This window comes from Corynebacterium sp. 1103A (assembly GCF_055700955.1).
In genome coordinates this window covers 113577-139795 of record NZ_JASTTF010000004.1, presented here as the reverse complement: position 1 = coordinate 139795, position 26219 = coordinate 113577, and the positions used below count along the sequence as shown (strand labels likewise).

General features: G+C 60.1%; 23 protein-coding genes and 1 pseudogene. 19 read left to right on the top strand and 5 right to left on the bottom strand.

Annotation, left to right across the window (positions count from 1 at the left end; genetic code table 11):
- Positions 1-12 precede the first annotated feature (12 nt).
- From QQS52_RS04770 to QQS52_RS04690, 17 genes are all read left to right on the top strand, one after another.
- Positions 13-378 carry a hypothetical protein gene (locus tag QQS52_RS04770; protein ID WP_472772807.1) on the top strand — a complete coding sequence of 122 codons (366 nt, stop codon included), beginning with the start codon at positions 13-15 and terminating at the stop codon, positions 376-378.
- A gap of 18 nt (positions 379-396) precedes the next feature.
- Positions 397-855 carry a Gp19/Gp15/Gp42 family protein gene (locus QQS52_RS04765; RefSeq protein ID WP_472772806.1) on the top strand — a complete coding sequence of 153 codons (459 nt, stop codon included), beginning with the start codon at positions 397-399 and terminating at the stop codon, positions 853-855.
- A 360-nt stretch (positions 856-1215) separates the two neighbouring features.
- Entirely contained in the window at positions 1216-1515 is a 300-nt protein-coding gene (locus tag QQS52_RS04760; protein ID WP_472772805.1) for a hypothetical protein, read from the top strand.
- Entirely contained in the window at positions 1505-1933 is a 429-nt protein-coding gene (locus tag QQS52_RS04755; protein WP_472772804.1) for a hypothetical protein, read from the top strand. The genes QQS52_RS04760 and QQS52_RS04755 overlap by 11 nt, the downstream gene beginning before the upstream one ends.
- 73 nt (positions 1934-2006) lie before the next feature.
- Positions 2007-2846 carry a hypothetical protein gene (locus QQS52_RS04750; protein WP_472772803.1) on the top strand — a complete coding sequence of 280 codons (840 nt, stop codon included), beginning with the start codon at positions 2007-2009 and terminating at the stop codon, positions 2844-2846.
- 137 nt (positions 2847-2983) lie between these two features.
- Positions 2984-3322 (top strand): hypothetical protein, encoded by a 339-nt coding sequence (locus QQS52_RS04745; protein ID WP_472772802.1) that lies wholly within the window; start codon positions 2984-2986, stop codon positions 3320-3322.
- Complete coding sequence (locus QQS52_RS04740; protein WP_472772801.1) at positions 3322-4020, top strand: hypothetical protein; 699 nt, start codon at positions 3322-3324, stop codon at positions 4018-4020. The genes QQS52_RS04745 and QQS52_RS04740 overlap by 1 nt, the downstream gene beginning before the upstream one ends.
- Positions 4021-4047: 27 nt before the next feature.
- Positions 4048-10455: a hypothetical protein gene (locus QQS52_RS04735; RefSeq protein ID WP_472772800.1), complete on the top strand. Its 6408-nt coding sequence runs from the start codon at positions 4048-4050 to the stop codon at positions 10453-10455.
- Positions 10456-11272: 817 nt separating this feature from the next.
- Positions 11273-12244 carry a hypothetical protein gene (locus QQS52_RS04730; RefSeq protein WP_472772799.1) on the top strand — a complete coding sequence of 324 codons (972 nt, stop codon included), beginning with the start codon at positions 11273-11275 and terminating at the stop codon, positions 12242-12244.
- Positions 12244-13908: a hypothetical protein gene (locus QQS52_RS04725; RefSeq protein ID WP_472772798.1), complete on the top strand. Its 1665-nt coding sequence runs from the start codon at positions 12244-12246 to the stop codon at positions 13906-13908. The genes QQS52_RS04730 and QQS52_RS04725 overlap by 1 nt, the downstream gene beginning before the upstream one ends.
- 100 nt (positions 13909-14008) lie before the next feature.
- Positions 14009-14776, top strand: coding sequence for a hypothetical protein (locus QQS52_RS04720; RefSeq protein ID WP_472772797.1), 768 nt, complete (start codon positions 14009-14011; stop codon positions 14774-14776).
- 358 nt (positions 14777-15134) lie between these two features.
- Positions 15135-15506: a hypothetical protein gene (locus QQS52_RS04715; RefSeq protein WP_472772796.1), complete on the top strand. Its 372-nt coding sequence runs from the start codon at positions 15135-15137 to the stop codon at positions 15504-15506.
- Between the two features lie 73 nt (positions 15507-15579).
- Entirely contained in the window at positions 15580-16167 is a 588-nt protein-coding gene (locus tag QQS52_RS04710) for a carbohydrate-binding protein (protein ID WP_472772795.1), read from the top strand.
- The gene (locus tag QQS52_RS04705) at positions 16164-16976 is read left to right on the top strand and encodes a peptidoglycan recognition protein family protein (protein ID WP_472772794.1); all 813 of its coding nucleotides are present in this window, start codon (positions 16164-16166) and stop codon (positions 16974-16976) included. Before QQS52_RS04710 ends, QQS52_RS04705 begins: the two co-directional genes overlap by 4 nt.
- Positions 16976-17341, top strand: coding sequence for a hypothetical protein (locus QQS52_RS04700; RefSeq protein WP_472772793.1), 366 nt, complete (start codon positions 16976-16978; stop codon positions 17339-17341). The genes QQS52_RS04705 and QQS52_RS04700 overlap by 1 nt, the downstream gene beginning before the upstream one ends.
- A gap of 2 nt (positions 17342-17343) precedes the next feature.
- Complete coding sequence (locus QQS52_RS04695; RefSeq protein ID WP_472772792.1) at positions 17344-17754, top strand: hypothetical protein; 411 nt, start codon at positions 17344-17346, stop codon at positions 17752-17754.
- On the top strand, positions 17744-18166 hold the full coding sequence (locus QQS52_RS04690; RefSeq protein WP_472772791.1) for a hypothetical protein: 423 nt from the start codon (positions 17744-17746) through the stop codon (positions 18164-18166). Before QQS52_RS04695 ends, QQS52_RS04690 begins: the two co-directional genes overlap by 11 nt.
- A 40-nt stretch (positions 18167-18206) precedes the next feature.
- On the opposite strand, the gene QQS52_RS04685 is transcribed toward QQS52_RS04690, so the two are convergent.
- The 3 genes from QQS52_RS04685 to QQS52_RS04675 form a co-directional block, all read right to left on the bottom strand.
- Positions 18207-18845, bottom strand: a complete 639-nt coding sequence (locus QQS52_RS04685) for a helix-turn-helix domain-containing protein (RefSeq protein ID WP_472772790.1) — start codon at positions 18843-18845, stop codon at positions 18207-18209.
- A gap of 121 nt (positions 18846-18966) precedes the next feature.
- On the bottom strand, positions 18967-19323 hold the full coding sequence (locus QQS52_RS04680; protein WP_472772789.1) for a hypothetical protein: 357 nt from the start codon (positions 19321-19323) through the stop codon (positions 18967-18969).
- A 359-nt stretch (positions 19324-19682) separates the two neighbouring features.
- The gene (locus QQS52_RS04675; protein ID WP_472772872.1) at positions 19683-21611 is read right to left on the bottom strand and encodes a solute carrier family 23 protein; all 1929 of its coding nucleotides are present in this window, start codon (positions 21609-21611) and stop codon (positions 19683-19685) included.
- Positions 21612-22015: 404 nt separating this feature from the next.
- Here QQS52_RS04675 and pflB point away from each other — a divergent pair.
- Positions 22016-24394: pseudogene (pflB, locus tag QQS52_RS04670) on the top strand (formate C-acetyltransferase).
- Between the two features lie 5 nt (positions 24395-24399).
- Complete coding sequence (pflA, locus tag QQS52_RS04665) at positions 24400-25269, top strand: pyruvate formate-lyase-activating protein (RefSeq protein ID WP_472772788.1); 870 nt, start codon at positions 24400-24402, stop codon at positions 25267-25269.
- 92 nt (positions 25270-25361) lie between these two features.
- Here the strand turns inward: pflA and QQS52_RS04660 are convergent, their stop codons facing one another.
- Both QQS52_RS04660 and QQS52_RS04655 read right to left on the bottom strand, forming a co-directional pair.
- Complete coding sequence (locus QQS52_RS04660; RefSeq protein WP_472772871.1) at positions 25362-25778, bottom strand: ABC transporter substrate-binding protein; 417 nt, start codon at positions 25776-25778, stop codon at positions 25362-25364.
- A 160-nt stretch (positions 25779-25938) separates the two neighbouring features.
- Positions 25939-26202, bottom strand: coding sequence for a hypothetical protein (locus QQS52_RS04655; RefSeq protein ID WP_472772787.1), 264 nt, complete (start codon positions 26200-26202; stop codon positions 25939-25941).
- Positions 26203-26219: the final 17 nt, after the last annotated feature.

The window sequence follows — 26219 nt, the reverse complement described above, 5'->3', positions numbered from 1 at the left end:
GGGGCGTTGGTCATGCCTCAAATCACGTTGAGCAAAGCGGCGTTCTACCCACTGGACTCGCGGGTTATCCACCCGTCCGGGACGGTTTTGGACGTCACCGAGGAAGACGAGGCGGTGCTGCGGTCTCGTGGCGTGGTGGCAGATGACGCCACTGCGGCTCCGGCCGATTCGGTGGAGACCGTGCCGGCTCCTGAGCCTGCCCCTGAGGCTGAACCTCCGGCCAAGACCGGCGGTGGGAAATACCCGCCTCTGCCGGCCAAAACCGCACCGGTAGCCCGCTGGCGTGAATACGCCAAGGATAACGGCATCAAGCTGACCGGGCTGACTAAGCGGAACGAAATCATGGGCTACATCAACAAGGTTGTTAACGCCCAGTAGAAAGGGGGTGTCGTTCTCATGGAGGTCACTGTTGATGACATCCTTTCGGTTTTTCCCCGGCCGCTAACCGAGGATGAGCAGCAGCGCGCCCAGGGGCTTATTGCTCAGTCTCTGGAGCTTATCGCCATGGAGTTCGCCCGCCGTGGCCGTGACCTCACGGCTGAAATTGAGTCGGAGCCGTGGCGTGCAGTTGCTGTGAAGCAGGCTGTGCGCGTCATGGTGTCGCAAGCCGTGCTCGTCGGGGATAACGTGGGGCGTGCTTCTGTCTCGTCGACAACCGGGCCTCAGTCCGATTCGGTGTCCTACTCACAAGGGGTAGGAATTCACTGGGGAGGCGTGGGCCTCGATGATGCAATCCTCGACTTGCTGGGTTTGGGTATACGTGCGGTTCCACTGGGGCGCGGTGGCCAGGTAATTCCATTCGGTGGTCGTTGGCCACGTGGTGGGGCTGAATTCAGCGAGCGGGGGCGGTGCTAATGGTATGGCGCCCCGATGAATTTGGAGAGCCCATCGCCATCAGGGGAGAACTGATTGGTCGTGACCATCGTGGTCGCCCGCAGTACGCGCCGGGGCGTGTAATTGAGCACTGTGTAGTATCCCCCGCGGGGGACCAGGTCGTTAGAGGCGACGGGTTTACCCACGGCGATATTACGAAACTGCAGGTGCTCGCCCCTCCGGGGACGGTGGTTGCCGATGGGGATACGGTCACCATTCGCGGTGAGGATTACACGGTTCAGCAGCGCCAGTCGTTTGATTACAGCGTGGGTCGGCGTCCTGTGGTGTCGTGGCATCAGCCGAAGGTTGTGTTCATCGTGGAGCGTGGGGAGGTGAGTGACGGTGTCGCTTAACTACCACGAATTGTTTAAGCAGATGGCGAAGCAACCCCAGGTGAAAGAGGCATCCCGCAAAAAGGCAGAGCAGGTGAAAAAGTACATTGAACTTCGCTGGCCCGAAGTCAATGAACTTTCTCCCCGCGACCGCGCTTTCCTACGCGAGGGCGGCGACGTTGTGAAAATCACCCACGCGACTCGCGGCACGAACCGCCCGACGCATGTGGTCACGGTCCGGCACCCTGGTGCTGTTGCCAAGCAGGCTAAGGACGGTTTCATAACTAAGGCGGTGAAGGATGCTTCCTGATTTCGGGGTAATTCCTGATCCGCCCGCCTTGGTTCACAAGCACGTTCTAAGGCTCATCCCGGAAGTGGACCATGACATGGTTCATCTTCATTTCTTGCCGGATGGTTACAACTGTCATCAGGATGGTTTAGCCATCGTGGTGAGTGGCGATGTGGCAGAAGTTGATGATTCCGCGCATTCGCGTGACCTGGTCAAGGTGAGTGTGTACGGGCCGGACCATATGATGGTTCGTCGCTATGGGAGGAGTCTTTACACGGCTTTGACGCAGGGGATTACTGGCGTTGGTCTTGGTGTGTCTCGGCCTGATTCGAAGTTCTTTGGGTCTGGTCCGTCGTATCAGCCAACTGGGTTTGTGTCGACGATGAGCTTGTCGGTCGGTATCGGCAAGCTTTTCTTCCAGTCGCCGGCACAAGCATAAAAATCCGCACATTTGGTACACCACCTCGAAAGTCGGGGTGGTTATTTTCATGTCCTTTTGAAAGGGGATAACAATGGCTCAGAATCGTAGCGTTGGCCTTGACCTTCGCGTCCTGGAGGACCGTGAGGTACTGGTCAACTTCTCTGATGATCCGATTATTGATAAGAAGACCGGCGCGTTTGTCGGCGAGTGGGAGTCGCTTGGCCTGGAGCCTACTGACTCCCAGCACGGCCACACCCGCGAGGTCTCCTCCAACACCACCAACCTGACCGGTGGCCAGTCCTCCACCTCTTACACTGCGGGTGCTATCACCGCCGCTGTGGACGGTATTGCAGGTTCTCCGGTTATGCGTTACATCGAGAATCCGGGCGCGGTGGTTCAGGATGGCACCACCTACGGTAAGCACTCTGACCAGGTGGCTAAGGGATATGTGGCTTTCGTTCACAAGTTCACTTCCGGCCTGGTTCGTATCTGGGTGTCTCGCGAGAAGGCTGACCTGGTGGTTAACGAGCGTGTTACCGCTAAGGATCCGCAGGCTCGTCCGGTTCAGATTACGTTTAACAATGGTGATGATGAGCGCTACTACGAGGAGCGTTTCTACATCGTCGGAGAGGATGGCTCTGTGGTCCGCGTTGAAGAGAAGGTCTTCCAGGATGTTGCAGACGTTCAGGCCCAGATTGAGGCCGGTACTGCGTTCCACCCGCAGGCTTCTTCCAGTGGTCTGACCGCCATGGTTGTCACGGATGATGAGTCCGGTGACGTGACCCTGCATGAGTATGAGAACCCGGAGACTGGCGAAACCGCGGAGAATGACAACGAGGGTGTTCGTCCGTCGGGCGATCCGTCTGTTCCGTCTGATTCCGGTGAGACCACTGGTGACGCTGGCGACGCCGATCCTGGCGCTGAAGCGTAGTTAATTTTTGATGGGCCTTGCGTTTTTCGTGGTGATTCCGCGTAAGGCCCTACCTCAAGACTTTTTGTCTAGGAATCACCGCCCTTTTTGGCCCCGTAGAGTGCGGGGCTTTACTTAATTCCATAGGAGGAATCACCATGGCACAGAAGAAGAACACGGACCAGGTTGAGGTCGTGGAGAACGAGACCGCCAAGAATACTGGTGGTGACGGCCAGATTTCCGACGGTATTTACACCGAGCGTGAGGTTGAGCTGCTTAACGGTGTGAAGTTGGATATTGAGGTCATTGTTGACCGCGATATGCTGCCGGCTTCTGTTTCTTCCCTGGCGCATGAGGGAAATATTGAGGGCATGCTGATGGCTCAGCTGACCGCTAAGACCCGCAAGTTGTTGGATTGGACTGGCGCGACTCGTAAGGATCTTCATGAGGTTATTGGGCCGGTTGTTCAGCGTGGTACGGAGCTGGCTGATAAGTAATGTCTGCCCGGCTGATTCTTGAGGATGAGCCGGGTGCTTGGGTGGAGTTCACCTGCCGTCGGGTTCGTTATCGGGCGCGGCGTGACCCAATGTGGTTAGGGCATGAGGATTTGTGTCAGATGTTGGAGAATCCGCGGATTCTCTGGCGTTTGTACGACGAATCGTCGCGGGTGAAGTCCATGACCGCAGCCATGCTCTCTGGAGGCCTGGGGGAGCAGTTGAAGGCTTATCTTGAGGCCTGTGGGTTGAGTATTTTTAAGCTCGCCCTGGCTGCTCACGCGATAGAAGATATTGACCTTCTCGAGGTTGATTTGCTGCGTATGGGTTTTGACGTTCGGGATTGGCTCGACCCTAAGGGGCCGTTGTCCACGCGGCGCGTCGTGGCCTTGTATCAGGACATGCTGGACCGGCCGGAGACTCGCGTCGGTGCTAAGCGCATGGATATTAAGCCGGCTGACAAGGCGGCGTTGGCGGTGGCGCTATTTCAGACGAGCCAGATGGAAAAAGGCTTTGAACATTCGTTCCTGAAGTCTCCTAAAGATTTGGAGCAGGAGGCGGAGCAGGCGCGTATCGCCGCGGAAAAGCGCGAGCGAATGTCTAAAGACCGGCGTCGTGTGTTGACGGATGGTTCCGGTCGTTCGTTTAAGTCGTCGCAGGCGGAGTCTTTGCGCATGCTTGAGGATTTGAGTCCCACCTAGCCGGTGGGGGGATGAGAGGTTTTTAAAATGGCTGCTGGTTTCGTATCAGTCCCGGTTATTCCAACGTTCAAAGGCATGTCGAAGGAGTTTGCCGAGCGTTTGGAGAAGCCGGCTAAGGCTTCCGGCGAGCGCGCCGGTAAGGCCATGTCTGAGGGTATGGAATCGGCGGTTGAGAACCTGGAGCGCCAGGTGAAGGCCTCCTCTTCCAAGCTGCAGGACCTAGACCGTGCTTATGAGAAGTCTGCGTCGAAGCAAGCAGCCCAGAAAGAAAAGCTAGAAGCTGCAACCCTGAAACTTCAGGCTGCGGAGGATAAGTACCAGGCGGCCCTCGAAAAGGGCGATAAGGGTGTAGCCGAGTTGGCTAAGGTCAAGGAGGCTAAGGCTCGTGTTATCGGCGAGACTGAGAAGCTGGAGCAGGCCGAGATTGATCTCCGCGTAGCTGAGCAAAAACATAAAGACCAGCTTGATGACCTGAACTCGACTCTCGGTAAGCTTGAAGATGCCCAGGCCGGGGCGAATGACGAGATGTCCGAGGCCACGGTCCTCTTTGAAGGCGCGGACAGTGCTGCCGGTGGAATGGTTGACACGCTGGGAAGGCTTGCCGGACCACTGGCAGGGATTCTCGGCGCGGGTGCCCTGGCCTCGTCCGGTAAGAGCACCGCTGATGCTATCGGCCAGATTAACCGACAGCTTGGCCTGTCGGGTGACGAGGCTAAGGCGATGGGCGACGAGGTGGGGGAGGCCCTGCGCTCTGGAGTCTACACCAACGCGGAAGACGCGGCCGGTGCAATATCCGCCATGGCAGGTGCGTTCGACGAGGTCCCTACAGACCAACTTGATGGCTTAGCGGATAACTTCAGCGCGTTTTCCCAAACATTCGGAATTGATGTGGCGGAGGCCGCGTCTACCGCGGGTGTGATGTTGAAGAACGGTCTTGCGGGCGATGCAGTGGAGGCTGCTGACCTGATGACGAAGGCCATGCAGTCGGTGCCGGAGAATGTGCGTGGTGAGGTCATGGATGCCACACACGAATATTCCACCTTCTTTTCGAATATGGGTTACTCCGGTGTGGAGGCCATGGCCCTGCTCGTCGATGCTGCCGAGGGCGGGCAGTACGCTATTGATAAGACGGGTGACGCGGTTAAGGAATTTTCCGTTTTGGCGATTGACCCCGCCAAGGCGGAGGTGTTTAAGTCAATAGGCCTCAACGCCGAGGAGATGGCCACTGCTGTCGCCAACGGTGGTGACGAGGCCCGCGAGGCGATGGAGAAGACTGCGCAGGCTCTACTCGACGTGGAAGACCCCGGGGAGCGTGCAGCGAAGGCCGTGGAGCTTTTCGGAGCGCCGATTGAAGATTTAGGCGTGGAAAACATGCCCGCGTTCCTGGAAGCACTTTCAGGTGGTTCGGACGCGATGGACGGATTTGCTGGTTCGTCGCAGGATCTGTCTGACTCGGTAGGCGATAGCCTGAATGGCCGATTAAACACCCTAAAAGGCACGGTCCAAGACCTGGCAGGCGACGCCTTCATGAAGATGTGGGACATCGTCTCTAAAAACGAAGAGCTTTTTCTCGGACTCGCGTCAGCCCTTGGCGGGCTAGTAGCTGGCTTTGCGTTGGCGAAGGCGGCGGTAGCATCGTACACCGCCGTGCAAACGGCGATGACAATAGCGACGACTATCGCTGACAGCGGATTTAAGGCGCTGAACGCAACTATGAAGGCGAACGTCTTCGTTCTTGTTGCGTCCGCTGTTGCCGCTTTAGTTGCTGGTCTCATTTACTTTTTCACGCAGACCGAGACTGGCCGCGAAATATGGGAGAACTTCACTTCGGCTATCGCTGAAGGTTGGGACTGGGTTGTTGAGAAGCTCTCCTCTGGCTGGTCCTGGCTGATGGAAAACGTATTCCAGCCTATGAGCTCGTTTTTCATGGAGACTCTTTGGCCAGCTATCCAGGCGGTCGTGGGATTCGTTGGTGAAGCCTTCGCGGCCCTGTGGAATGGTCTTGTCTGGGCTTGGGAAAATGTGATTCAGCCAATTTTCAATGGGATTTTGGAGCTGGCGCAAATCACGCTGGGTGTTATTGCTACTGTTATTTTGACCCCGCTGCTTATCGCGTGGAATCTTCTTTCTTCCGCAATTCAGTGGGCGTGGGAGAACGTAATTAAGCCGGCCTGGAGCGCTGTTGTGGCGTTCGCCATGGAGACTCTGTGGCCAATGCTGCAGCAGGTGTTCCAATTCGTGAAGGACGGTTTTCACGCTGTCGGTAATAGCATCCAGTGGGTGTGGGCTAACGTGATTAAGCCCGTGTGGGATGCTCTCGCGGGCGCGGCGAATTGGCTGTGGGGCACCGTCCTGATGCCCGTCTTTGACCTGGTTAAGGCCGCGTTCCACGCTGTTGGTAACACTTTCCGCTGGGTTTACGACAACCTGTTGAAGCCCGTGGTCGACTCGTTCGCGTCCGCCTTGAACTGGCTGTGGGGAAGCGTGATCAACCCTGTCATTGATTGGATCCGCGGTAAGTGGGATGGCATGGGGCGCCTCTTCGGCCGGGTGAAGGATTTCATCGTCGATAATGTTTTCGGCGGGATCCAGTCCGGTCTGGATACGCTGAAGGGCTGGTTTAACACGGTTGTTAGTGCGATTGAGGACATTTGGAATCGTGTCAAGCGGATTACCGCTAAGCCGGCCCGATTCGTCGTGGAGACCGTCTACAACAACGGTATTCGCTCAGCGTGGAATGCGGTGGCGAAGTTCACCGGTTTGGATGAGCTGCAGCCAGCGGCCCTAGGCGACTTGGGTGCCTATGCTCGCGGTGGTGTCCTACCCGGGTACACCCCAGGACAGGACGTTCACCAGTTCTATTCCCCCACTGGCGGGAGGGTTGACCTGTCCGGCGGTGAGGCTATTATGCGCCCTGAGTGGGTACGCGCCATGGGCGGCAAGGCCGCGATTGACGCGATGAATAAGGCCGCGATTAGCGGTGGTGTGAACGGTGTCCGAAAGCTGCTGGGGTCTGACCCCGGCTCTGTCCAGCGCCGCGCTGACGGGGGAGTTCTCGCTTTCAAGGATGGCGGGCTTTTCCCCAACGGTGACACGGACCGCAAGGAGAACCAGTCTGCGGCTATCCAGCGTGCTCTAGCGTTTATGCGCCGGGAGGCTGGCAAGCCCTACCAGTGGGGCGGCGTCGGCAACCCGAGCTGGGACTGCTCCGGCCTGTGGTCGGGTATCGTCCATGAGCTGAATGGTAATGACGGTCGTAGCGGGCGTCTTTTCAACACGAATTCGCTTATCGCTAACCCAGGCACGTGGGGCTTTAAGCCGGGTCTAAGCGGCCCGGTTACGGTGGGCGTTTCTGCCGATCACATGGCCGGTACGCTGTCCGGGCTCAACGCTGAGTCCCGGTCTGGTGACGGCGTCCTACTCGGTGGCTCCGCGTGGGGCTCGGAAAATGGCTATTTCCCGTACAAGTACACGCTGGCTTCTATTCTGGGTGAGTACCTGCCGGGCGCGGAAGGCGGCGGCGGTGGCGGTTTCAACCTAGGTGCCGTGGTTAAGCGTATTTGGGATGGCATCATCGATAAGTTGCCGAAGTTCGACGGGGCTGCCACCAGCGGCTTGATTGGTCGTTTACCGGCCGAGATGCTGAAGAAGTTGGCTACGTCTGCGTGGGATTTTGTGAAGGAGAAGATTGGCTCGTTCTTCGGGGCGGGCGGACAATCCGGCAACGCGGAGTCCTGGCGCGAAATGGCCGTGTGGGCGATGCGGCGTACGGGGTTCAATGCTGATGACCCGGCGCAGGTGAACGCGATGCTTGCTCAGATTCAGTCCGAGTCTGGTGGTATCCCTGACCGTAACCAGGAGATCGTTGACGTTAACGGTACTGGTGCTAGTGCTGGCCAGGGCCTGTTGCAGATTATTCCGGGGACGTTTGCTGCGCACCGTGATCCGGAGTTGCCGAACGACCGGACTGACCCGCAGGCGAATATGGTTGCGGCGCTGCGGTACTACAGGAGCCGTTACGGTGACGACTTGACCACTATGTGGGGTCATGGTCACGGCTACGCCTTGGGCGGTGTCGTCGAGTTGCCAAAGCTGTACGACCAGGGCGGTTGGCTGCCACACGGTGGACTGGCCCAGAACCTGTCGGGCAAGCCGGAGCCGGTGTTTACCGCCTCGCAGTGGTCGAGCATTTCGGACATGATCCGTTCATTGGGTGACCTGGTCCCAGCAATTAAGGGCCAGACTGAGGTGATTGCCCGGGCTGTTGATGATGCGCAAGCATGGTTGGCAAAGGCCGGTGATTACAACAGCATTGAGGGCATTAACGCCCGCCAGGGTGCACGCCGAGTTCTTGACCTTGGGTTGGACTTGCCTGGGTCTGACATTGTCAAGATGGTTCTTGATGGTGAGGACACCTTGTGGGAGTCTCGTGTCCGTGCTGCGAAGCATCTTGACACCATCGTCGAGAAAGAAAAGGCGTTGGAGGATGCTCGTAAGGCTGTCGCCGATTTGACCGACAAGCCGGAGGGCGTGTCCAAGGAGGACCAGGAGAAAATCGACGAGGCGCAGAAGGCTCTGGATGATGCTAAGGCTGAGAAGGCTAAGGCTGAGTCGGAAGAGGATCGCGCCAAGGCTGCAGAAAAGGTCACCGAGGCGGAAAAGAAACTCAAGGATGTTCGTGAGGAGGTGGACAAGAACTCCGAGGAAAACATCAAGAAACACGCCGAAGAGGTCACTAAGGCCAACGACGAGGTGACCAAGGCGGAACAGGAGCTGGCGGACGCCCGCAAGAAGCAGGCCATGGACCTGGACAACGTTGTGTTGCTGTCCCAGGGGCAGATTAAGGGCATGATTCCGCAAGCCAAGCAGCTGGCTGACCAGTTGATTGGCATGGGTGCCCCGGCTCAGGCGGTTAACGCTGGGCTGGGACAAATTACCGGCCACCTATCCCAGATGGCCGGGTTCGTTGGCCCGGCGGGTATCACCTTAGGCATGGCAATGGACATGCTCAAGGTGGGCATTGGGATTATCAAGGCGATTGTTGGTGCGATTGAGGACCTTGTCGCCAAGATTCGCAAGGCCCGCCTGGATGCGCTGAAAGCTTTGGCCGATGGTTGGTCCATTATTGCGGATTACGCGAAGCTGATGGTTGACCTGCAGGGCAAGGTCACCAGTTTGCAGCAGGCGTTGATTCGTGGTGCGAATGCGCAACGCGAAGCTGAGTACAGCCTGATGCTGGCCCAGCATGACCGTTACATAGCGGAGGCTGAAGGCGCGTTAAAGGTGGCCGAGGCCCGACTAGAATTGGATGCGGAGATTAAACGCGGTGCCACCATCGCCCAGTTGAAGATGATGGGCCTGCACGAGGACTGGGACTCGTACATGGCCTACCAGGCCCTGGAGGCCCAGGGAGTGCTGGAGGAATGGTCGGACGCGGCTATTTCCGCGCTGTTTACGTACGAGAAGGCGCGTGCCGAAGCGCTGAAGGATGAAGTTTCTGCCCGTCTTGAGCAGATTAAGGCAGAAGCCGCCTTGGCCGAGGCGCAGCGTGAGAACGTGCGCAACCAGCAGGACCTGCTGAAGGCGCAAGAACGTCTGATTCGCATGTCCGCGAAGGTCGCAGGTGTTGACCTGGTTGAGGCCACGGGTACCGCCCAGGTGGCGAAGCTCATGGCCGAGATGGCCGAGGTTAAGCAGGCCATGGACAAGAACATTCTGGGCCGTTGGGGCGTGGGCCTCGGTGCTAATGGCTCCTACGCGAATGAGTACCGTGGCCAGCAGGCGCAGTACGAGTCGCTGCAGCAGGCGCTGAATGCGGTGCTTGCGGAGACTGGCGTGCAGATTGACCGAGGCAACCTCGACCGCGTCCTGGAACTGATGGGACGTGCCGCCTACCGCGGTGGCGACCCGACAGCGGTGCTGCGCTCCCAGCTACCGGAACTCGCGCAGGCGGAAACAGCACTCAAGATTAACGAGTCGCTGAAACCGGTGTATGACGCTCAGGACCAGCGGGACGATTTGGCCCGTCAGGTCGAGGACTTCACTGCTGAGATTGACCTGTATGAGAAGACCACCCCGTTGGAGCACACGCTTAAGGGGCTGGACTACACGATTAAATCGTTGGAGCAGTCCTCGCAGGCGTGGGCTGAGGGTAACGAGGAGCTACGCGGCGAGTATCTGGCCGCGGCTAAGGCGAATCGTGACGCGGCCGAGTCTGCTGGTGTGGATTGGAAGCTGGATTCGAAGTACGCGAATGCGGGTGTTCGGGACCAGATTCGTCGTGAGACAACAATTCACCTTGATGGGGAGAAGATGTACACGGCGGACCAGATTGACCAGCTGTTGGCGGAGGTTACTGCCGGCACGAATGGTTCTTACCGGATTGTCAGGTCGGCTAGTGAGGTTGCTGTTGCTCGTAGGAAGGAGCGGGTCTAATTGCTGAACGTGAGGTTGATTACCGCTCTAGGTGATGGGTGGAGATTGTCTGGTACGGATCGGGAGTCAGAGGTGCTGTCGCCGTACTCGTCTCTCGTGGAGCTTCGGGCGAATGCGTCTAGGTCGGATGTGCCGGTCCCCGGTGGTGCTGGTGTGCTGCCGGGGGCGCGCCGGCTGGGCGCGATCACGACGGAGCTCGAGTTCTACCTGAAAGCCCGCGATGGCGAGGACCTGGAGGACGTGTACCGGAGTCTCCGGCAGGGGTGGGCGGCGGCGACGCGGTCTAACCCGTGTGTGATTAGAATCGAGTCGGATAACCCTTTATCGCCGTTGACGTTTGAACTTGTGGTGGACGGGGTGTTGCCGGGTGTGCCGGTGGATATGCGGCGTCGGTCTGCGGAGACGCTGACGGTGCCGGTGGTGTGCTTCGACGGTGTAGCGAAGACGTCGACCATGACCGGAACAGGAAAAGTCACAGTGACGAATTATGGTGATGTTCCGGTATACCCAAAAATCCGCTATAAGGGCGCTGGGGGAGTGGTAACTAACCCTTCTGGGGCGACATTTACGCTTCCTCGCGCTGCGGAGGAAACTATCATCGACCTTAACCCTCGTGTGCTTCGCCTAGACGGTGCATTCCCTGAGAGTGTTCCACCCGGCGACACTGGGGTGTGGGTGCTTCCCGCAGGAGCGCAGCTTGAATGGACGCTCGGGGTTGCTGACCCATGGAGCTAAACCCAAAAAAGGGACCTTAAACAAATTGGAGGTGTGGTCCCGCCTTCCCTTTTTGACTAACTGAATTTTATGAGGTGTGAGCATGGCTGATTGGGCATCGTGGAAAAAGACCGTTGACTACACCATAAAAACCCAGGGCCGCTGGTACGGAATTGGGGATGCGGACGGTACTCCGCTGTTTACATTGCCGATGCCGTCGGAGCCGGATACGCCAGACCAGTGGATGGACTCGGCAGACCTACAAGTAAAGTTTCCCGCTCGTGAGCCTGATGGGGGCGTGAACCGTGCAGCAGAGCTTCTGGTGATGGACGCTTTGGGCAAGTTCGACCCATCGGGGCAGCTTCCTACCGCAGAGGGTGACTACATGCTTTTGGCCGCGTTCCCCGGCGCTGGTGGGCGTGTGGTGCGCCGCGGCGGGGCAATCGTGCACGCCACCGCGAACGATGAGGATAACGATGGTATACCGTCTGAGATTACGATCCACGCGCTGAATTGCATGGATGTGTGGCACACGATTCCGGCGGTGTCGTGGCCGGCTGCGTGGTGGAAAGCGGACCCCTACGAGGTGGGGACGGATGAGTCCGGGCTCGAGTATAAGAAGAAGCGGCTCATGGCCCGGGTGGAGCTTGCAACGAACGCGATGTTCGTGTGGAAGAACGGGCCGGCCGCGTTTGTCATTCGTCGCCTGGCGCAGGAGTCCCTGGACGCGGCGATGCGCACCCAATCTGACCCTGATGGTGTGAGGTGGGTGGATGACCCTTACCACGTGGTGGAAGTGCCGGAGGAAGACACATCGGAGGAAATCAGCATTGAGGCCCGCGACGGCTTCTTGTGGGAGACGGTGTCCGGCCAGGCGGAGAATGCTGGTGTGATTCTGGGGGCTTATATCTGGTGGCCGGGTGATGCGCCGGTTCGGTGCTGGTCTCAGGCTACGTCGAGTATGAGTCCTGGGGATGTGGATATTACGCCGAGTGAGGGTAAATCGTCTCGCACGTTGGGATACCGGGAGTTTGAGCACGCGATGATTGTGCTGACAGTGAAGGAGGTGGGCTGATGACAACACCGTATCTTATTGCTGATTCGGCGCAGGTCACTGTTCTGCGCTCGCTCGCGTCTACGGCTTTTGGCAAGTATGGCCTGAAACTTCCTGAAGGTGTTGACCTTGAGGACGTGTATGAGGTTAGCGCGGCGGGTAATGAGCTGGCCTACGTCTCTAGCCTCGGTAGTAAACGGCGTGTGGGTGGCATGTTCCGCCGATTCGTTAGGGCGGATGTGAATGTCACAGCCCAGGGTGAGGACATGGTTCCGGCGTCGGATGTGGAACGTGTTCTGGACGAGGCTGCGAAGCGCGTGTCCGGTGATTTCTTCCTTGAGTCGGATATATCTAAGGCGGGTCTTGGCCCGTGGGTACCGATGGTGGATTTCCACGTGGGGGATATTGTCAACGTGGAAATCTGGGGGCGTGTGGTGCCGCTGGTAGTAACCCGGATTGAGCCGAAGCGCACAGACCATTCGGATAATGACTGGTCGGTAGATGTTGGCGGGCAGCTGCTGTCCGATTCTGAAGCCCGGCTGGCGGAGAACGCTGATATTTATAACGCGGTGGTTAGTGACCGTCGTGAGTTGGCTGGTTTGGAAACGAAGACTTCGCAGGCTGCTGCTGCTGCGTCGCGTGCTCAGTCGACGGCTGATTCTGCTCAGTCTACGGCTGATGGGGCTGCGGAGGGTGTGCAGGACCTGCGGGATACGCTAGGGGGTCCCGGCGCGTCGGGGAAGACGCTTGTGGAGCAGCTGGGGGCGCTGAATGAGCAGCTGAAGGCGCAGGGGGAGGATCCGAAGCCGGGGCTTTTGCCTGCTTATCTTGATTTGAACACGAGGCTGTGGGGACAGCAGCAGCGTGTCAACCAGCAGCAAGAAGAAATCAATGACGCCCGGGACGCGTTTGAGCAGTCGCAGGTTCAGATTAATGATGCGGTGGATTCGTCGGCGCAGGACCAGGCGGAGTTGATTGAGTCGATGACCCGCCAGCTGGATAGTCTGCGGTCGCAGTTGGCGGCGGTGTCTGGCTCGGTTTGGCAGGTCGGCGCCCCGGGTGATGGGATGTTTTCTATCGAGAGAGAGTATGTTGGCGGGTATTATAAATACTTTCTTGTGGTTGACGGGTCGTGGGTTGGCCGCGGAGTAGTGAACTTCAGCTACACGGACGGGTACGGTGACTCCGCGAGGACTGTCCCTGGCAGCATTCCAATCGAGATTGGTACTCAGCGCCGATTCGAACTCACAAACGACAAGCGTCCATCCGGTGTCGTGGTTCACTACCGCGTGGACGATGGCCGGATGAGGGCCCGGGAGATTCCTATTACGTCTCAGACTGCGGGCCAGTCGTTCACCGCGCTGGTCAGTCGTTTTACTACTCCGGTCGCGTCGCCCTACGCGATTAACTTGGACTTGGCGTGGTTGAACGCCCACAGGGGGGCGTTGTACGCAATCCGAATCATGGCCTACGGGAAGAGTGGGTCAACCCAGTTGGGGAGTATTTCCCGTGATTCTATCGGCCCGCTGGGCCCGGCAGGTGATGGGCGCCGCACGATGACCCTAGCGGTGGAGCAGGAGCTGGAGGCAGGCGTGGAAATCGCCGTCGAGGCCATGTGCGATCACTCTGGCGAGTATCAGCGCCAGGTGGACGGCGGCAGTGTGAATATTTCGTGGATTGTGTAGGAGATGACTGATTATGCCTGTTTTGCAGGGTGTTTTAGTGGATGTGACGGCTGAGCCGTCGACGGCTAGTGAGGTGTGGGTGCGTGCCCCGCGGGGCCGTGTGGCTGGTACGCGTGTGGTGGTGCCGGAGACCAGGCGGGTGGAGGTGAAAAACGGCGAGTTTGAGGTGAACATTGAGCCCGGCCCTGCCTACCTCGTCGTCGTGCACGCTACTGGCCCGCAAGAGCACGTGCCCCTCCTGGTGCAGGAGGGCATGTCCACGATTGCTGAGGCTGTCCGTTTGGGGGATGAGTCGTGGTCTGATTTTTCCCCGTCGCAGGCTGACGCTATCCGCGCTGAGGTTGTGGCGTCGGTGGCGCAGGCCCGCCAGCAGGCGCAGGATGCGGCCACGTCAGCTACAGCAGCGGACAAGTCAGCTAGTGGTGCGTCGTCGTCGGCGGCGCGGGCTGAGGAGTCTGCGCAGGCCGCGACCACGGCGGTGGATAACGCGGCAATGTATTCCAGGGAAGCGCTGGACTCCAGGTCGGCGGCGCAACGGGATGCCAACCGGTCGGCTGAGTCGGCGTCACAGGCGGCGGGTAGTGCCGCGAGCGCTAAGGCTGATGCTGACCGTGCTGGGCGTATCGCGGAGTCCACAAGCTGGTCTGGTGACAAGCTCACCGTCAACGGGAAAACCAGCCCGTCCCTCACCGGCCCCAAGGGAGAACCTGGCGAGGTGTCTCAGAAAGAGCTTAACGCCCGCTTGGCCTCCTCCCCCTACAATTCCATCACGGTGCGGAGTGAGTCGGAGGCGCAGACCCTGTCTGGCCTGCGGAAAGGCGACTACGTGCACGTGCTCGATACGGGAAATGTCTACATTTGGGAGTGAAAACAATGACCAGTAACACGACACACACACACACACACACACCAGTCTCAGCGGGCGGTGCTAAATGCCGCTAAGAAAAGTCGATTTGTCGACCACAATCTCTGGTCAAGGTTGGGAAGCTACAAAAACCGGCCCATGGGTCGAATTCCGAGTTTTGGGGTCGATCGAGGACGATATTACGCTCCCCAAGGGATTCGCCCCCGCGAGGCAGACGTATATCCCGATATCTGCCGAAATGACCGACAAATTCACCCCGCGCTTAGCTATCAACCAGGCGGGGGTGGTCACGAAGCAGGGCTTTACCTACGGGTGGGGACTGGGTATTTGGCGGGCCGCCTAGCAGGTGAGGCGGTTGACTATGCCGCTTAAACTGATTCGTAACGGGGCCGCCCGCACCTACGAGTTGGTCGGGTCGCCTATCACCATCGGTGACGAGGTGGTGACGGTGCACACCCCGCGCCTGTATGGGCCGGTTATCTTCACCGCGGCTGTGGACGGCGCCGCACAGGTGGGACTTTTTATGCCCCGCGTGTTCACCGCCCAGGGCCAGCGGTATCGGGAGCGGCTGTCAGACTGGCGCACCACCGGGGTAAATGGTGGAGGCGTCTTTTTCTACGGCACTGATCCCTCCCAGACGCTGCGCCTGCCACCTGGATATTACATGGAGGGTGTGGAGGTCTCCCGCTGGGGTGGTGGAGGGGAAATCACCAGCCTACAAATACAAAACTAGATTTCTAGCCCCCTTGACCGCGCCTGGTTGGGGGCTATTTTCATGGGCGGAAGAGCCCAGGAAGGACACGACTATGGATACGATTAAGCAGCAAATCCAAGCCCTCGACAACGCGGAGTTTGCTAACCTCATGCGCTGGATGTACGGGGAGGAGCAGCCCCGGCGGGAGGCGCAGCCCGTAGTGGAGCAGGCGCAGGCTGAAGTGGTCAAGGTGTTGCAGGACGAAGGGAAGCTCACGATGCCTGATGCGCTGACTGACGCGGAGGCGCTGCCCGAGGACGTCAGCGACGTGCCAGAATGGGTGAATCCGGGCATCGATCATTCTGCTATGTACCGCGAAGGCGATATTGTGCGTTACGAGGGGCGGATTGTTCGCTCGACGCACAAGGGCCTCAACCACTGGGAACCAAACACACTGTCGCTCGACGGCCGTATCTGGGAGGACATCACCCCGACCGACGACACCCCCGCCGAGGGCGGCGAGGACACCGCCGAAGACGGGGAGGCCACCCTGCCCACCTGGCGGCCTGGCGTGGCCTACCTCGCCGGCGAAGAACTCCTTCACGAGGGCCGCCGATACCGCGTAATCCAGGGCCACACCTCACAAGAAGACTGGGCCCCAGACGCCGCCCACTCGCTATTCCAGGAGGTCAAAGCATGAAGGACTGGGAGACTCTAGAACCTGATAAGTACGCGCTGGTTGGTGGACATCGTTTCACGAAGGGGCGCGCCCGGCCGATTGACCGGATTATCATTCACCATAACGCGGCAAACCGATGGTCGTCTGAACAGGTGCGTGACCTATGGAATAACAGCCGCGAGGCCAGCGCTCATTACCAGGTGGAGGCGGACGGGACTATCGGCCAGCTCGTCAACGACTGGGACACTGCTTGGCACGCGGCAAACGCTGATATTAACGCCCGCTCGATTGGTATCGAGCACGCGAACATTTCCGGCCCGCCGCGCTGGCAAATCTCCGACAAGACCATCGAAGAAGGCGCCCACCTCGTCGCCGCCCTCTGCCACGCGTACAAGCTCGGCCGACCGCAGTGGGGCCGAAACATCTTTCCCCACTCACAGTTCACCTCCACCTCCTGCCCCCACCAGCTGGACGTCGGCGGCGAGGACCACACCACCTACATGCGGCGCGCCCAGTGGTGGTACGACAACCCCACCGGTGGGGCGAAGAAAACCACACCACCGGCGGCGCAGAAGCCGAAACCGAAGGAGCAGAATGTGCTGACCCCCAAATACTTCACCGACTTCATTACCGGCTATTTCGGTCCCCAAATCGACGCCCTACAGGAAGTTTGGCGGCAACTACGCGGCCCCGGCGGCAAGGGTTGGCCTCAGCTGGGGCAGAACGACAAGGGCCAGAATCTCACCCTCGTCGATGCGGTGGCTAGCATCCGCTACCAGCTCGCACAGATTCAAGCAGACCTAGACGAACTGAAGCGGAGGAAGAAATAATGGGTAAGCATTACAAGAACCCGATTATCACGACCGTGTCGGAGCACGTGGCAGAAGCTGTCGCGGTGGAACTCCAGGAACAGCCATGGTGGCGGCGGTATAAGGGCACCATCATGCTCATCTTGCAGGCCGTCGCGTGGGTAGCTGGCATGCTGCCTGTGTATCTTGCCGACGCGCCAGAATGGACAATCATCCTCGTGGGCGGTATTGGATTCTTCGTCACCACCCTGACCAACCGCCTCACCGTCGATGGAGTCACCCCGTCCATGGCCTCACGCCTAGCAGGCCAAGCGGAACGCCGCGAAGCAGCAGAAACCCCCGCCACCCTACCGGTCTACAGCGGCCCCACCACTGCGGGGGAGTAGTCATGACCCGCACCCTTCGACTCATCATCGCCGCGCTAGCGCTCCAAATGACGTCACGGGGCTTGGACTACCTATTCGGTGACACTCGCTCAGGGATCGGCATATTCGAGATTGATAGCATCGGCCCGCCCTTCGCATGGGGCCTAGCCTGTATCCTCGCCGCGGCGATTACCGCTACTGGTCTCGTCATTGGGAGGGACCGAATTACGAGGGGAGGAGCAACGCTATCAGCGGCGATCTACGTCGCCTTCGCCCTTATGGTCGTTGACGACGTTTACCTAAACGACACGGTGGATGACTGGCGCTATCTCACCCTTTATCTGTCCGCCGCGTTTATCTGGGGGGTCATCGCATGGGCACTCAGTGTCCGCATGGCGGTCACCGAGAACCGGAAGGAGCATAGTGCAGATTGACGAAATACTTACGTTCTTATCCGGCTCTAAGAGCCCGCTGGGCTTCTTTCTTTCCGTCGCTATCATCCTCGCCTTCGTGAGCGGACTATTCTCCAAGGCGGCAGAAAACTACGGCGGCATCATTGGTGCCGCCAGCAAGGCGCTCAATAAACATAAGCAGGACGCCATCGCCGCCGACGAGGCTAGCGATGCCCGCCGCCTCGACCGGTTAGAGAAGACGATTCAACGCCTCGATAACGAGGTTGGTGAGCTGCGGGAGAAAGACAAGATTCATCACGAATACCAGCTTTATGTCGCAGCGTACTGGCGCAAGCTGCAGTTCTGGGCAGTGGAGAAGAACATCACCCTGCCGCCCCCACCGATGATGACCTACCCGGAGTGGAAAATAAGTACCTACCCGGACACAGAGTAACGTTGACCCCCGCCCGCGTGGTGGGGGTCTTTTTTCATGCCTAGACTTCGTCTTCCAGGAGGAGTTCCACCCCATCGCGAATCATGGCCTCCTGGAGAACTCGCCGCTCCCAGCCTAGTGGGCGGAAGGGTAGCTGCTGCTCGTCGTACTCCTCCGGGTAGACGGTGATGGAGGCGGGCCGGTCTGCCTGGGCGGTGATTTCGTCGACATCCGCCTCGAACTGGTCTACCAGTTGCCGGAGTTCTAGGGCGACGCCGCCGGGGATGGGGGAGGTGCCAGCGATCCACCTGCGGATCGTCCGCTCGGTGACGTTGAGCTTGACCGCCATGTCAGTGAGCGACAGGCCTAGGTAGTGTTGAGTGGCTTGCAGCTGGCCGCGAGTACTCGGCTGGGGCATGTCATGGCTGGTTTGCCAGGCCACGGCGGGCACGTCCCAGACTTTGCAGGCTAGGGCGTCCAGCAGGTCTTCGGTCAGGGGTCGCGGGGTGGCGGGCTGCTCGTTCTCGTCGAGTTCGGATTCATCCGGCGGGTAGACCGCCTGCACCTGGTCGGCCCAGTCGTCCATGATTTTGCCAGCGTCCAGGGCCTCGTCGATAAGCTGCTTGCGCAGCTCCTCCAAAGTCTCGCCCTGAGCCTCGTTGATGTAGCCGTTCTTCTCGGCGCTGATGATGATGGTCATTGTGGTCTCCAGTCTTATGTATGGCTGTGTATTTTGTGTGGTTTATATATCTTCCCGCTTAACTTCCCGCCAACTTCCCACAGTGTTAAGTCGAGTGGGAAGCTAGTGGGAAGCCGGCGGCTTAGGCTGCTGCGTAGGCTAGGGGCTTCAGCTCGTCAATGAGCGCGGAGGCCTCCTTGCGGGTAAGCCCGTCTAGTTCGACCTCGCGGCCGGCCTTGTCGGCCAGGGAGCGGATGTAGCCCAGCTGGCGGCTGGTCGGCTCCGTGCTCGGCGGGGTATCCGCGCCCGGCTGGCCGAGAAGCAGCTCGATAATCTTCGACGCCATCCAGGAGGAAGCCTCGCCGGTGTAGCAGGCCTCCAGGTCCAGCTTGGGGTAGGCGCGCATGCCGACCGTGAGGCCGTCGGTGCCGGCGTAGGCGCCGGTGCGGTGAGCGAGGCTGGCGATGAATCGCTGTTGCTTTTCGGTGATCTTCTTCATGATGGTGGCCCTTTCTGACCTGGTGGCTGGGACCTCTTCCCTGTGCCTGTACTTCTATTATGCGCGATAAACCCCGCCATGTCCAGATAAACGGACAAAAAGTGATTAATGGCACATTGGGGGTTATTGGCGCCACGCCAAATCCCACGACAATTCCACGACAAAAGGGTCAAAAATAAGCCAAAAGTGCCCAAAAGATACCTAACGCGAAAAACACAAAAAACCACCACAACCAGCAAAAACACAGGTAATAGCGGGGAGGCGACAAAAGGCGTAAAGGAGTTCAAGTCTCACCGGGCGCACCAGGCTAAAAATGCCGAGGTCATCGCAGCAGGAACCTCGGCATTTTTTGTGTCGCCCTACTCCACCTCGGTGAATTTCCGGTCCCACGCCGAGCGGATGGGGTTGGCGTCAGCCAGCAGGATGTCGAAGCGGTCGCCGGCGATTTCGACGATTTCGCTCAGCGCCACGCGGTGCTCTTGGGGCTCGGAGTTGGCTAGGCGGCGCACGCCGGCGTCGAGGACGCGCTCGAAGGTGTCGTTGGTGTCCAGGTAGGCCACGAACGGCATGCCGAAGCGCTCGCGGTAGGCGGCGGCCAGTTGGGTGATCTGCTCGGTCTGGACGTCGTCGAGCTCGCCGAGGCCCAGGGAGCCGCGGTCGGCGGAGATCGCCGCGGCGCCCTCGTCGTCGGCCAGCAGGAGCTCGTCCATGGCGGGGTAGTCGTGGATGAGCTGTTCGCGCCGCTCGACGTCGGCGGTAAGCACGGCGACCTGGATGGCCTCGCGCAGCTGCCCGACGTTGTCGAAGGGGCGGGACTCCCAGGTGGTCTCCAGCGGCCAGGTCTCGTTGTTAAACAGCGGGCGCAGGGTCGCCACGAAGTCGTCGCGGTCCATGGCGTTGAGCTCGTCCAGGGAAACGCCCGTGCCGCCGGTGCGGGCGACGTCCCCGCCGCGGGAGCGGCCCGTGTGGAAGAACAGCAGGTTCAGCCCGATGGCGGTAATGGCGCCGATGGACATGCCCGAGGAGACGAAGGTCTGCGACCACTCCGGGAAGACCGCCGCGATGTCCGGCTTGAAGGTCACGAGCATGGCCAGGCCCAGGGCGGTGGTCACGATGACGGCGTTGCGCCCGTCGTTGATATCGGCCTTGGCGATGGTCTGCAGACCCACCCAGGCGACGTTGGCGAACAGCGCTAACGATGCCCCACCCAGCACCGGCGCCGGGATCGCCGCGACGATGGCGCCGGCCTTGGGCAGCAGGCCCAGAACGATCATGAATCCGGCGGCGGCCACGGCCACCCAGCGGGACTTCACGCCGGTCAGGCGGACCAGTCCGACGTTTTGGGCGAAGCAGGTGTAGGGGAAGGAGTTCATCACGCCGCCGATGACGGTGGACACGCCGTCGGCGCGCAGCGCGGCCTGGACGTCGGCACGGCGGATGCGCTTTTTGACGATCTCGCCGGTGGCGAAGACGTCGCCGGTGGTCTCCACCATGGTGATCACCATGACGATCAGCAGGGAGAAGATGGCGACTAGGTCGAACTGCGGCATGCCGAAGTAGAACGGCGTCGTGATGCCGAAGGCATCGGCCTCGCCGACTTCCGCGAAGCTCGCGTCGCCGGACAGGAGGGCCACGCCCGTGCCCAGCACCAGGCCCAGTAGCACCGACAGGGTGCCCAGGAAGCCGCGGAAGAAGCGCTGGACTAGGACGATGACGGCCAGAGTGCCGAAGCCGTACCAGAGGTCGCGGGCTAATGGTGCGCCCTCGGCGTAGTTGGTGAAGTCGTTGGCGGAGACGGCCAGCAGGGACGTACCCATCACGAGCAGGACGGTGCCGGTGACCACCGGCGGGAAGTAGCGGAGGAAGCGGCCGAACAGCGGCGCCATGAAGAAGGTGAACAGGCCCGCGACGATGATGGAGCCGTAGATGACCGGCAGGGAGGCCACACCGCCCTGCCCGTCGGTCGCGCCCAGGCCGATGGCGATGATCGGTGCGACGGCGGTGGTGGTCACGCCCTGGACGATGGGCAGCCGCACGCCCACGTGCTTGCCGATGCCGACCGACTGGATGATGGTCGCGATACCGCAGGTGAGTAGATCCGCGTTGATGAGGTGGATGGTGGTGGCGGTATCCAGGTTGAGCGAGCCCGCGATCAGCAGCGGGACGATGACCGCCCCGGCGTAGAAGGCGAGAACGTGCTGCAGGCCGAGTGCGGCGAGTTTGCCGGGGGCCGGAACTTGGTCGACGGGGTGTGTGCGCTTGGGCTGGGTGCTAGTTTGGGCAGCCACGAAGTCCTCCAGTGTGGGGCGAAGCAAAAAAAGGGGTCTAATTCGTACCCCTCAAGCGTAGAAGGGCGGCGCAGATTTCGGGAAAACCGCAGCAAAACGTTCCGGTTATGACCAGAATTCCGGCCGGCGCCCGAAGCTTAAACCGGACAGACGTTTTACTAAAAATGCCTGAGCAGCGCACTAGAGTCAGACATCAGACCTGTGGGCCATTGCACACTTTCTGGGTTGGAGTAACCACCTAACAAGCCCCTACACTGGGACTCAACGGGGCTTGCCGCTAGAGAAGCTCAAGACCATCGAAACCCGAGAAAATATACAGGTTACAAGGTGGATTGGGAATTGGGAATGGCGAGCGCGCCCCAAGGTATAAGGGAACTTATAGATACAGAAGGGAGTCACCGACAGTGACCACCGCAACCCAAGACCTCAAGTTTGATGCCTGGAAGGGGTTTGAGACCGGTCCGTGGACTGAGGGCATCGACGTGCGCGACTTCATCCAGCGCAACTACACCCCCTACGAAGGAGATTCGTCCTTCCTGGCCGGCCCGACCGAAAAGACCAAGCGCACCTTCCAGCACCTGGAAGACAAGTACCTGTCCGTCGAGCGCCAGCAGCGCGTTTTCGACGTCGACACCCACACCCCGTCCGACATCGACGCCTTCCCGGCCGGCTACATTTCCGAGGATGACAACGTCATCGTCGGCCTGCAGACCGATACCCCGCTGAAGCGCGCCATGATGCCGTTCGGTGGCTGGCGCATGGTCAAGCAGGCCATCAAAGAAGCGGGCAAGGAAGTGGACCCGGAGGTCGAGAAGATCTTCACCCGCTACCGCAAGACCCACAACGACGGCGTCTTCGACATCTACACCCCGCGCATCCGCGCTGCCCGTTCCTCCCACATCATTACGGGCCTGCCGGACGCCTACGGCCGCGGCCGCATCATTGGCGACTACCGCCGCGTGGCCCTCTACGGTGTTGACTACCTCATCGAGGAAAAGCAGGCTTCCCGCGATTCCGTCGCCGACGCCGGCTTCTCCGAGCACTGGGCTCGCTTCCGCGAGGAGCACTCCGAGCAGATTAAGGCTCTGAAGAAGTTGAAGGTCATGGCCGAGCAGTACGGCTTCGACATCTCCGGCCCGGCTACCACCGCGCAGGAAGCTGTGCAGTGGACCTACTTCGGCTACCTGGGCTCCATCAAGTCCCAGGACGGCGCCGCCATGTCCATCGGCCGCCTGTCCGCGTTCTTCGACTGCTACTTCGAGCGCGACCTGGCCAACGGCACCATCACCGAGGAAGACGCTCAGGAAATCATCGACGCGCTGGTCATGAAGCTGCGAATCGTCCGTTTCCTGCGCACCGAGGACTACGACCAGATCTTCTCCGGCGACCCGTACTGGGCCACCTGGTCCGACGCCGGCTTCGGCGACGACGGTCGCCCGCTGGTCACCAAGACCTCCTTCCGCCTGCTCCAGACCCTCATTAACCTGGGGCCGTCCCCGGAGCCGAACATCACCATCTTCTGGGACCCGAAGTTGCCGGAAGGCTACAAGAAGTTCTGCGCCCACATCTCGATTGAGACCTCGTCCATCCAGTACGAGTCCGACCGCCAGATTCGTGAGCAGTGGGGCGACGACGCCGCCATCGCGTGCTGCGTGTCCCCGATGCGCGTCGGCAAGCAGATGCAGTTCTTCGGCGCCCGCGTCAACGCCGCCAAGGCCCTGCTGTACGCCATCAACGGCGGCCGCGACGAGGTCAGCGGCAAGCAGGTCGTGGAAGGCTACGAGGCCATCCAGGGCGACGAGCCGCTGGACTTCGATGAGGTCTGGCAGAAGTACGAGGAGATGCTCGACTGGGTCGTCGGCACCTACGTCGAGGCCCTGAACATCATCCACTACAGCCACGACAAGTACGCTTACGAGGCCATCGAGATGGCCCTGCACGACTCCGACATCGTGCGCTCGATGGGCTGCGGTATCGCCGGCCTGTCGATTGTCGCCGACTCCCTGTCCGCCATCAAGTACGCCAAGGTCACCCCGGTCCGGGATGAGTCCGGCCTGATTGTGGACTACAAGACCGAGGGCGAGTTCCCGGTCTACGGCAACGACGACGACCGCGCCGACGACATCGCCGCAACCATCGTCCACACCGTGATGGAAAAGATTAAGGCCATCCCGATGTACCGTAATGCCATCCCGACCCAGTCGGTGCTGACCATCACCTCGAACGTGGTCTACGGCAAGGCCACTGGCGCCTTCCCGTCAGGCCACGAGGCCGGCACCCCGTTCGCGCCGGGCGCAAACCCGGAGAACGGCGCCGACAGCCACGGCATGGTCGCATCCATGCTGTCCGTCGGTAAGCTGGACTACAAGGATGCGTTGGACGGCATCTCGCTGACCAACACCATCACGCCGTCTGGCCTGGGCCGTACCCCGGATGAGCGCATCACCAACCTGGTGGGCGTCCTGGACGCCGGCTTCATCATGGACAAGTAAGACCACCCAAAACCCAATCTCGTAGAAGGAGAAATCATCATGGCAACCCCGACTTTCGATCAGCGTCTCGAGGCAATGAAGTCCCGTCGTGCAGAGCACAACATGGACTCCGGCCTGTACCACGCCAACATCAACGTTCTGGACAAGTCCACTCTGGAGGACGCAGTTGAGCACCCGGAGAAGTACCCGAACCTGACCGTTCGCGTCTCCGGCTACGCCGTCAACTTCGTCAAGCTGACCAAGGAACAGCAGCTGGACGTCATCTCCCGTACCTTCCACCAGGGTTCGTAAAAACCATGGCTGATGGCGTTACTGGTGTTGTTACCCTCCAACCAGAAGAAGGCGAAAAGGTTCGCGGCGTCGCCGCGGGCCTGGGTGGGGACAACGAATTCGACCAAATCACCCGCCCCGAGCTCATGGAAGCCCGCCGCACTGGCGACGTCGGCTTGGTGCACTCGTGGGAACTGGTGACCTCGGTCGACGGGCCGGGTACCCGCATGACGATGTTCATGTCCGGTTGCCCGCTCCGCTGCCAGTACTGCCACAATCCTGACACCTTCGAGATGAAGACCGGCTCCCTGGAGAAGGTCGAAGACGTGGTCAAGCGCGTCAAGCGCTACAAGCCCATCTTCGACGCCTCCGGCGGCGGGTTGACCATCTCCGGTGGGGAGGCGCTGTTCCAGACGGCGTTCACCCGCCGGGTGCTCAAGGAAGTGCACGATGCCGGCATCCACACCACCATCGATACCTCCGGTTTCCTCGGGGCGCGCGTGCGCGACGAGGACCTGGACAACATCGACCTGGTTCTGCTGGATGTCAAGGCAGGCGATGAGAAGACTTACAAAGAAGTCACGCGGCGTGAACTGCAGCCGACCATCGATTTCGGTGACCGGCTCTCCGCAGCAAACAAGCCGGTGTGGATCCGCTTTGTGGTCGTCCCCGACCTGACGGATAGCCCGGAGAACGTCCAAAACGTCGCCAACATCGTGGCACGGTGGCCCAACAACGTGGAACGCGTTGAGGTCCTTCCGTTCCATAACATGGGCGCCGACAAGTGGCGTGAGCTGGGCTATCCCTACACATTGGAAGACACCAAGCCCCCGGCTGCAGAGGATGTCGAAGCTATCCGCGACGTCTTCCGAGCCAAAGGCTTCACGGTCTACTAATTCCCTTATAACCCGTAAACACCCGTTCGCTAGCTCTCCTAGTCTCTAGGAGGCAGCGGGCGGGTGTTCGGCGTTTGCGGGCGGCTAGGTGACTATTCGCTGACGTAGCCGACGTTTTCGACCTCGACGCTGCCCAGGGACTTGGCGCCGAAGTTGGCCAGCGCCTCCTTCTCCAACTGGTTGGCCTTCTGGGGCTGCTCATCCGCGTCCGCGATCTGGCCCAGCTCTTCGATCTTGGTGACGATCTTGGAAAAGTCCGCCGACGGGCGCTCCTCGATGTCCAGCTTGATGCCGACGAGCGCCAGCATCTTCTGGGTGGCGGAAGCCTCCGTCTTGATCCCCGGGCCGTCGCAGGTAAGCACGTAGCGCAAGGCTAGCGGCTGGCCGTCCTTCTCGCGGGTGCCGTCGGCGCGCGGGGCCCAGCCGGCATCGTCGAGCAGCTTCTTGGCCTTTTCCGGCTCGAAGGAGATGAGCTCGCCGAAGGAGTCCCGGCAGGTCCTCCTCGTAATCCAGGTCGTTGAAGTGTATGGAGGCCAGCTGGTCGCGGTCGATGGCGGTCATGAAGGCCTCGCGCACCTTGATGTCGTCCAGGCCTGGCGCGTCGGAGTTCAGTCCGAAGAGCACGTTGGCCGGGCGCATGACGGCGCGGATCTCGATGTTGTCCATGTCCTAGATGGTGGCCAGGCGCCCCTTGGCGGCCACGTTGGTCGCGTCGAACTCGCCGGCCGAGTCGACCTGCGGCGGCAGCAGGAAGGAGAACGTGTCCTGCCACCACGGGTAGGTTTGCTTGAATTTGATGACGACCTGCTTGTCGTTCTCGCCCGGGGTGATGGACTCGATCAAGTCAAAGCCCTCCGTCGAGTGGATGTTGAGGTCATCCATCTCGCCGTTGTTGAACTTCCAGGTGTGCTCGAAGACCTTCCACTCAATCACTGTGGCGTTGACAATAA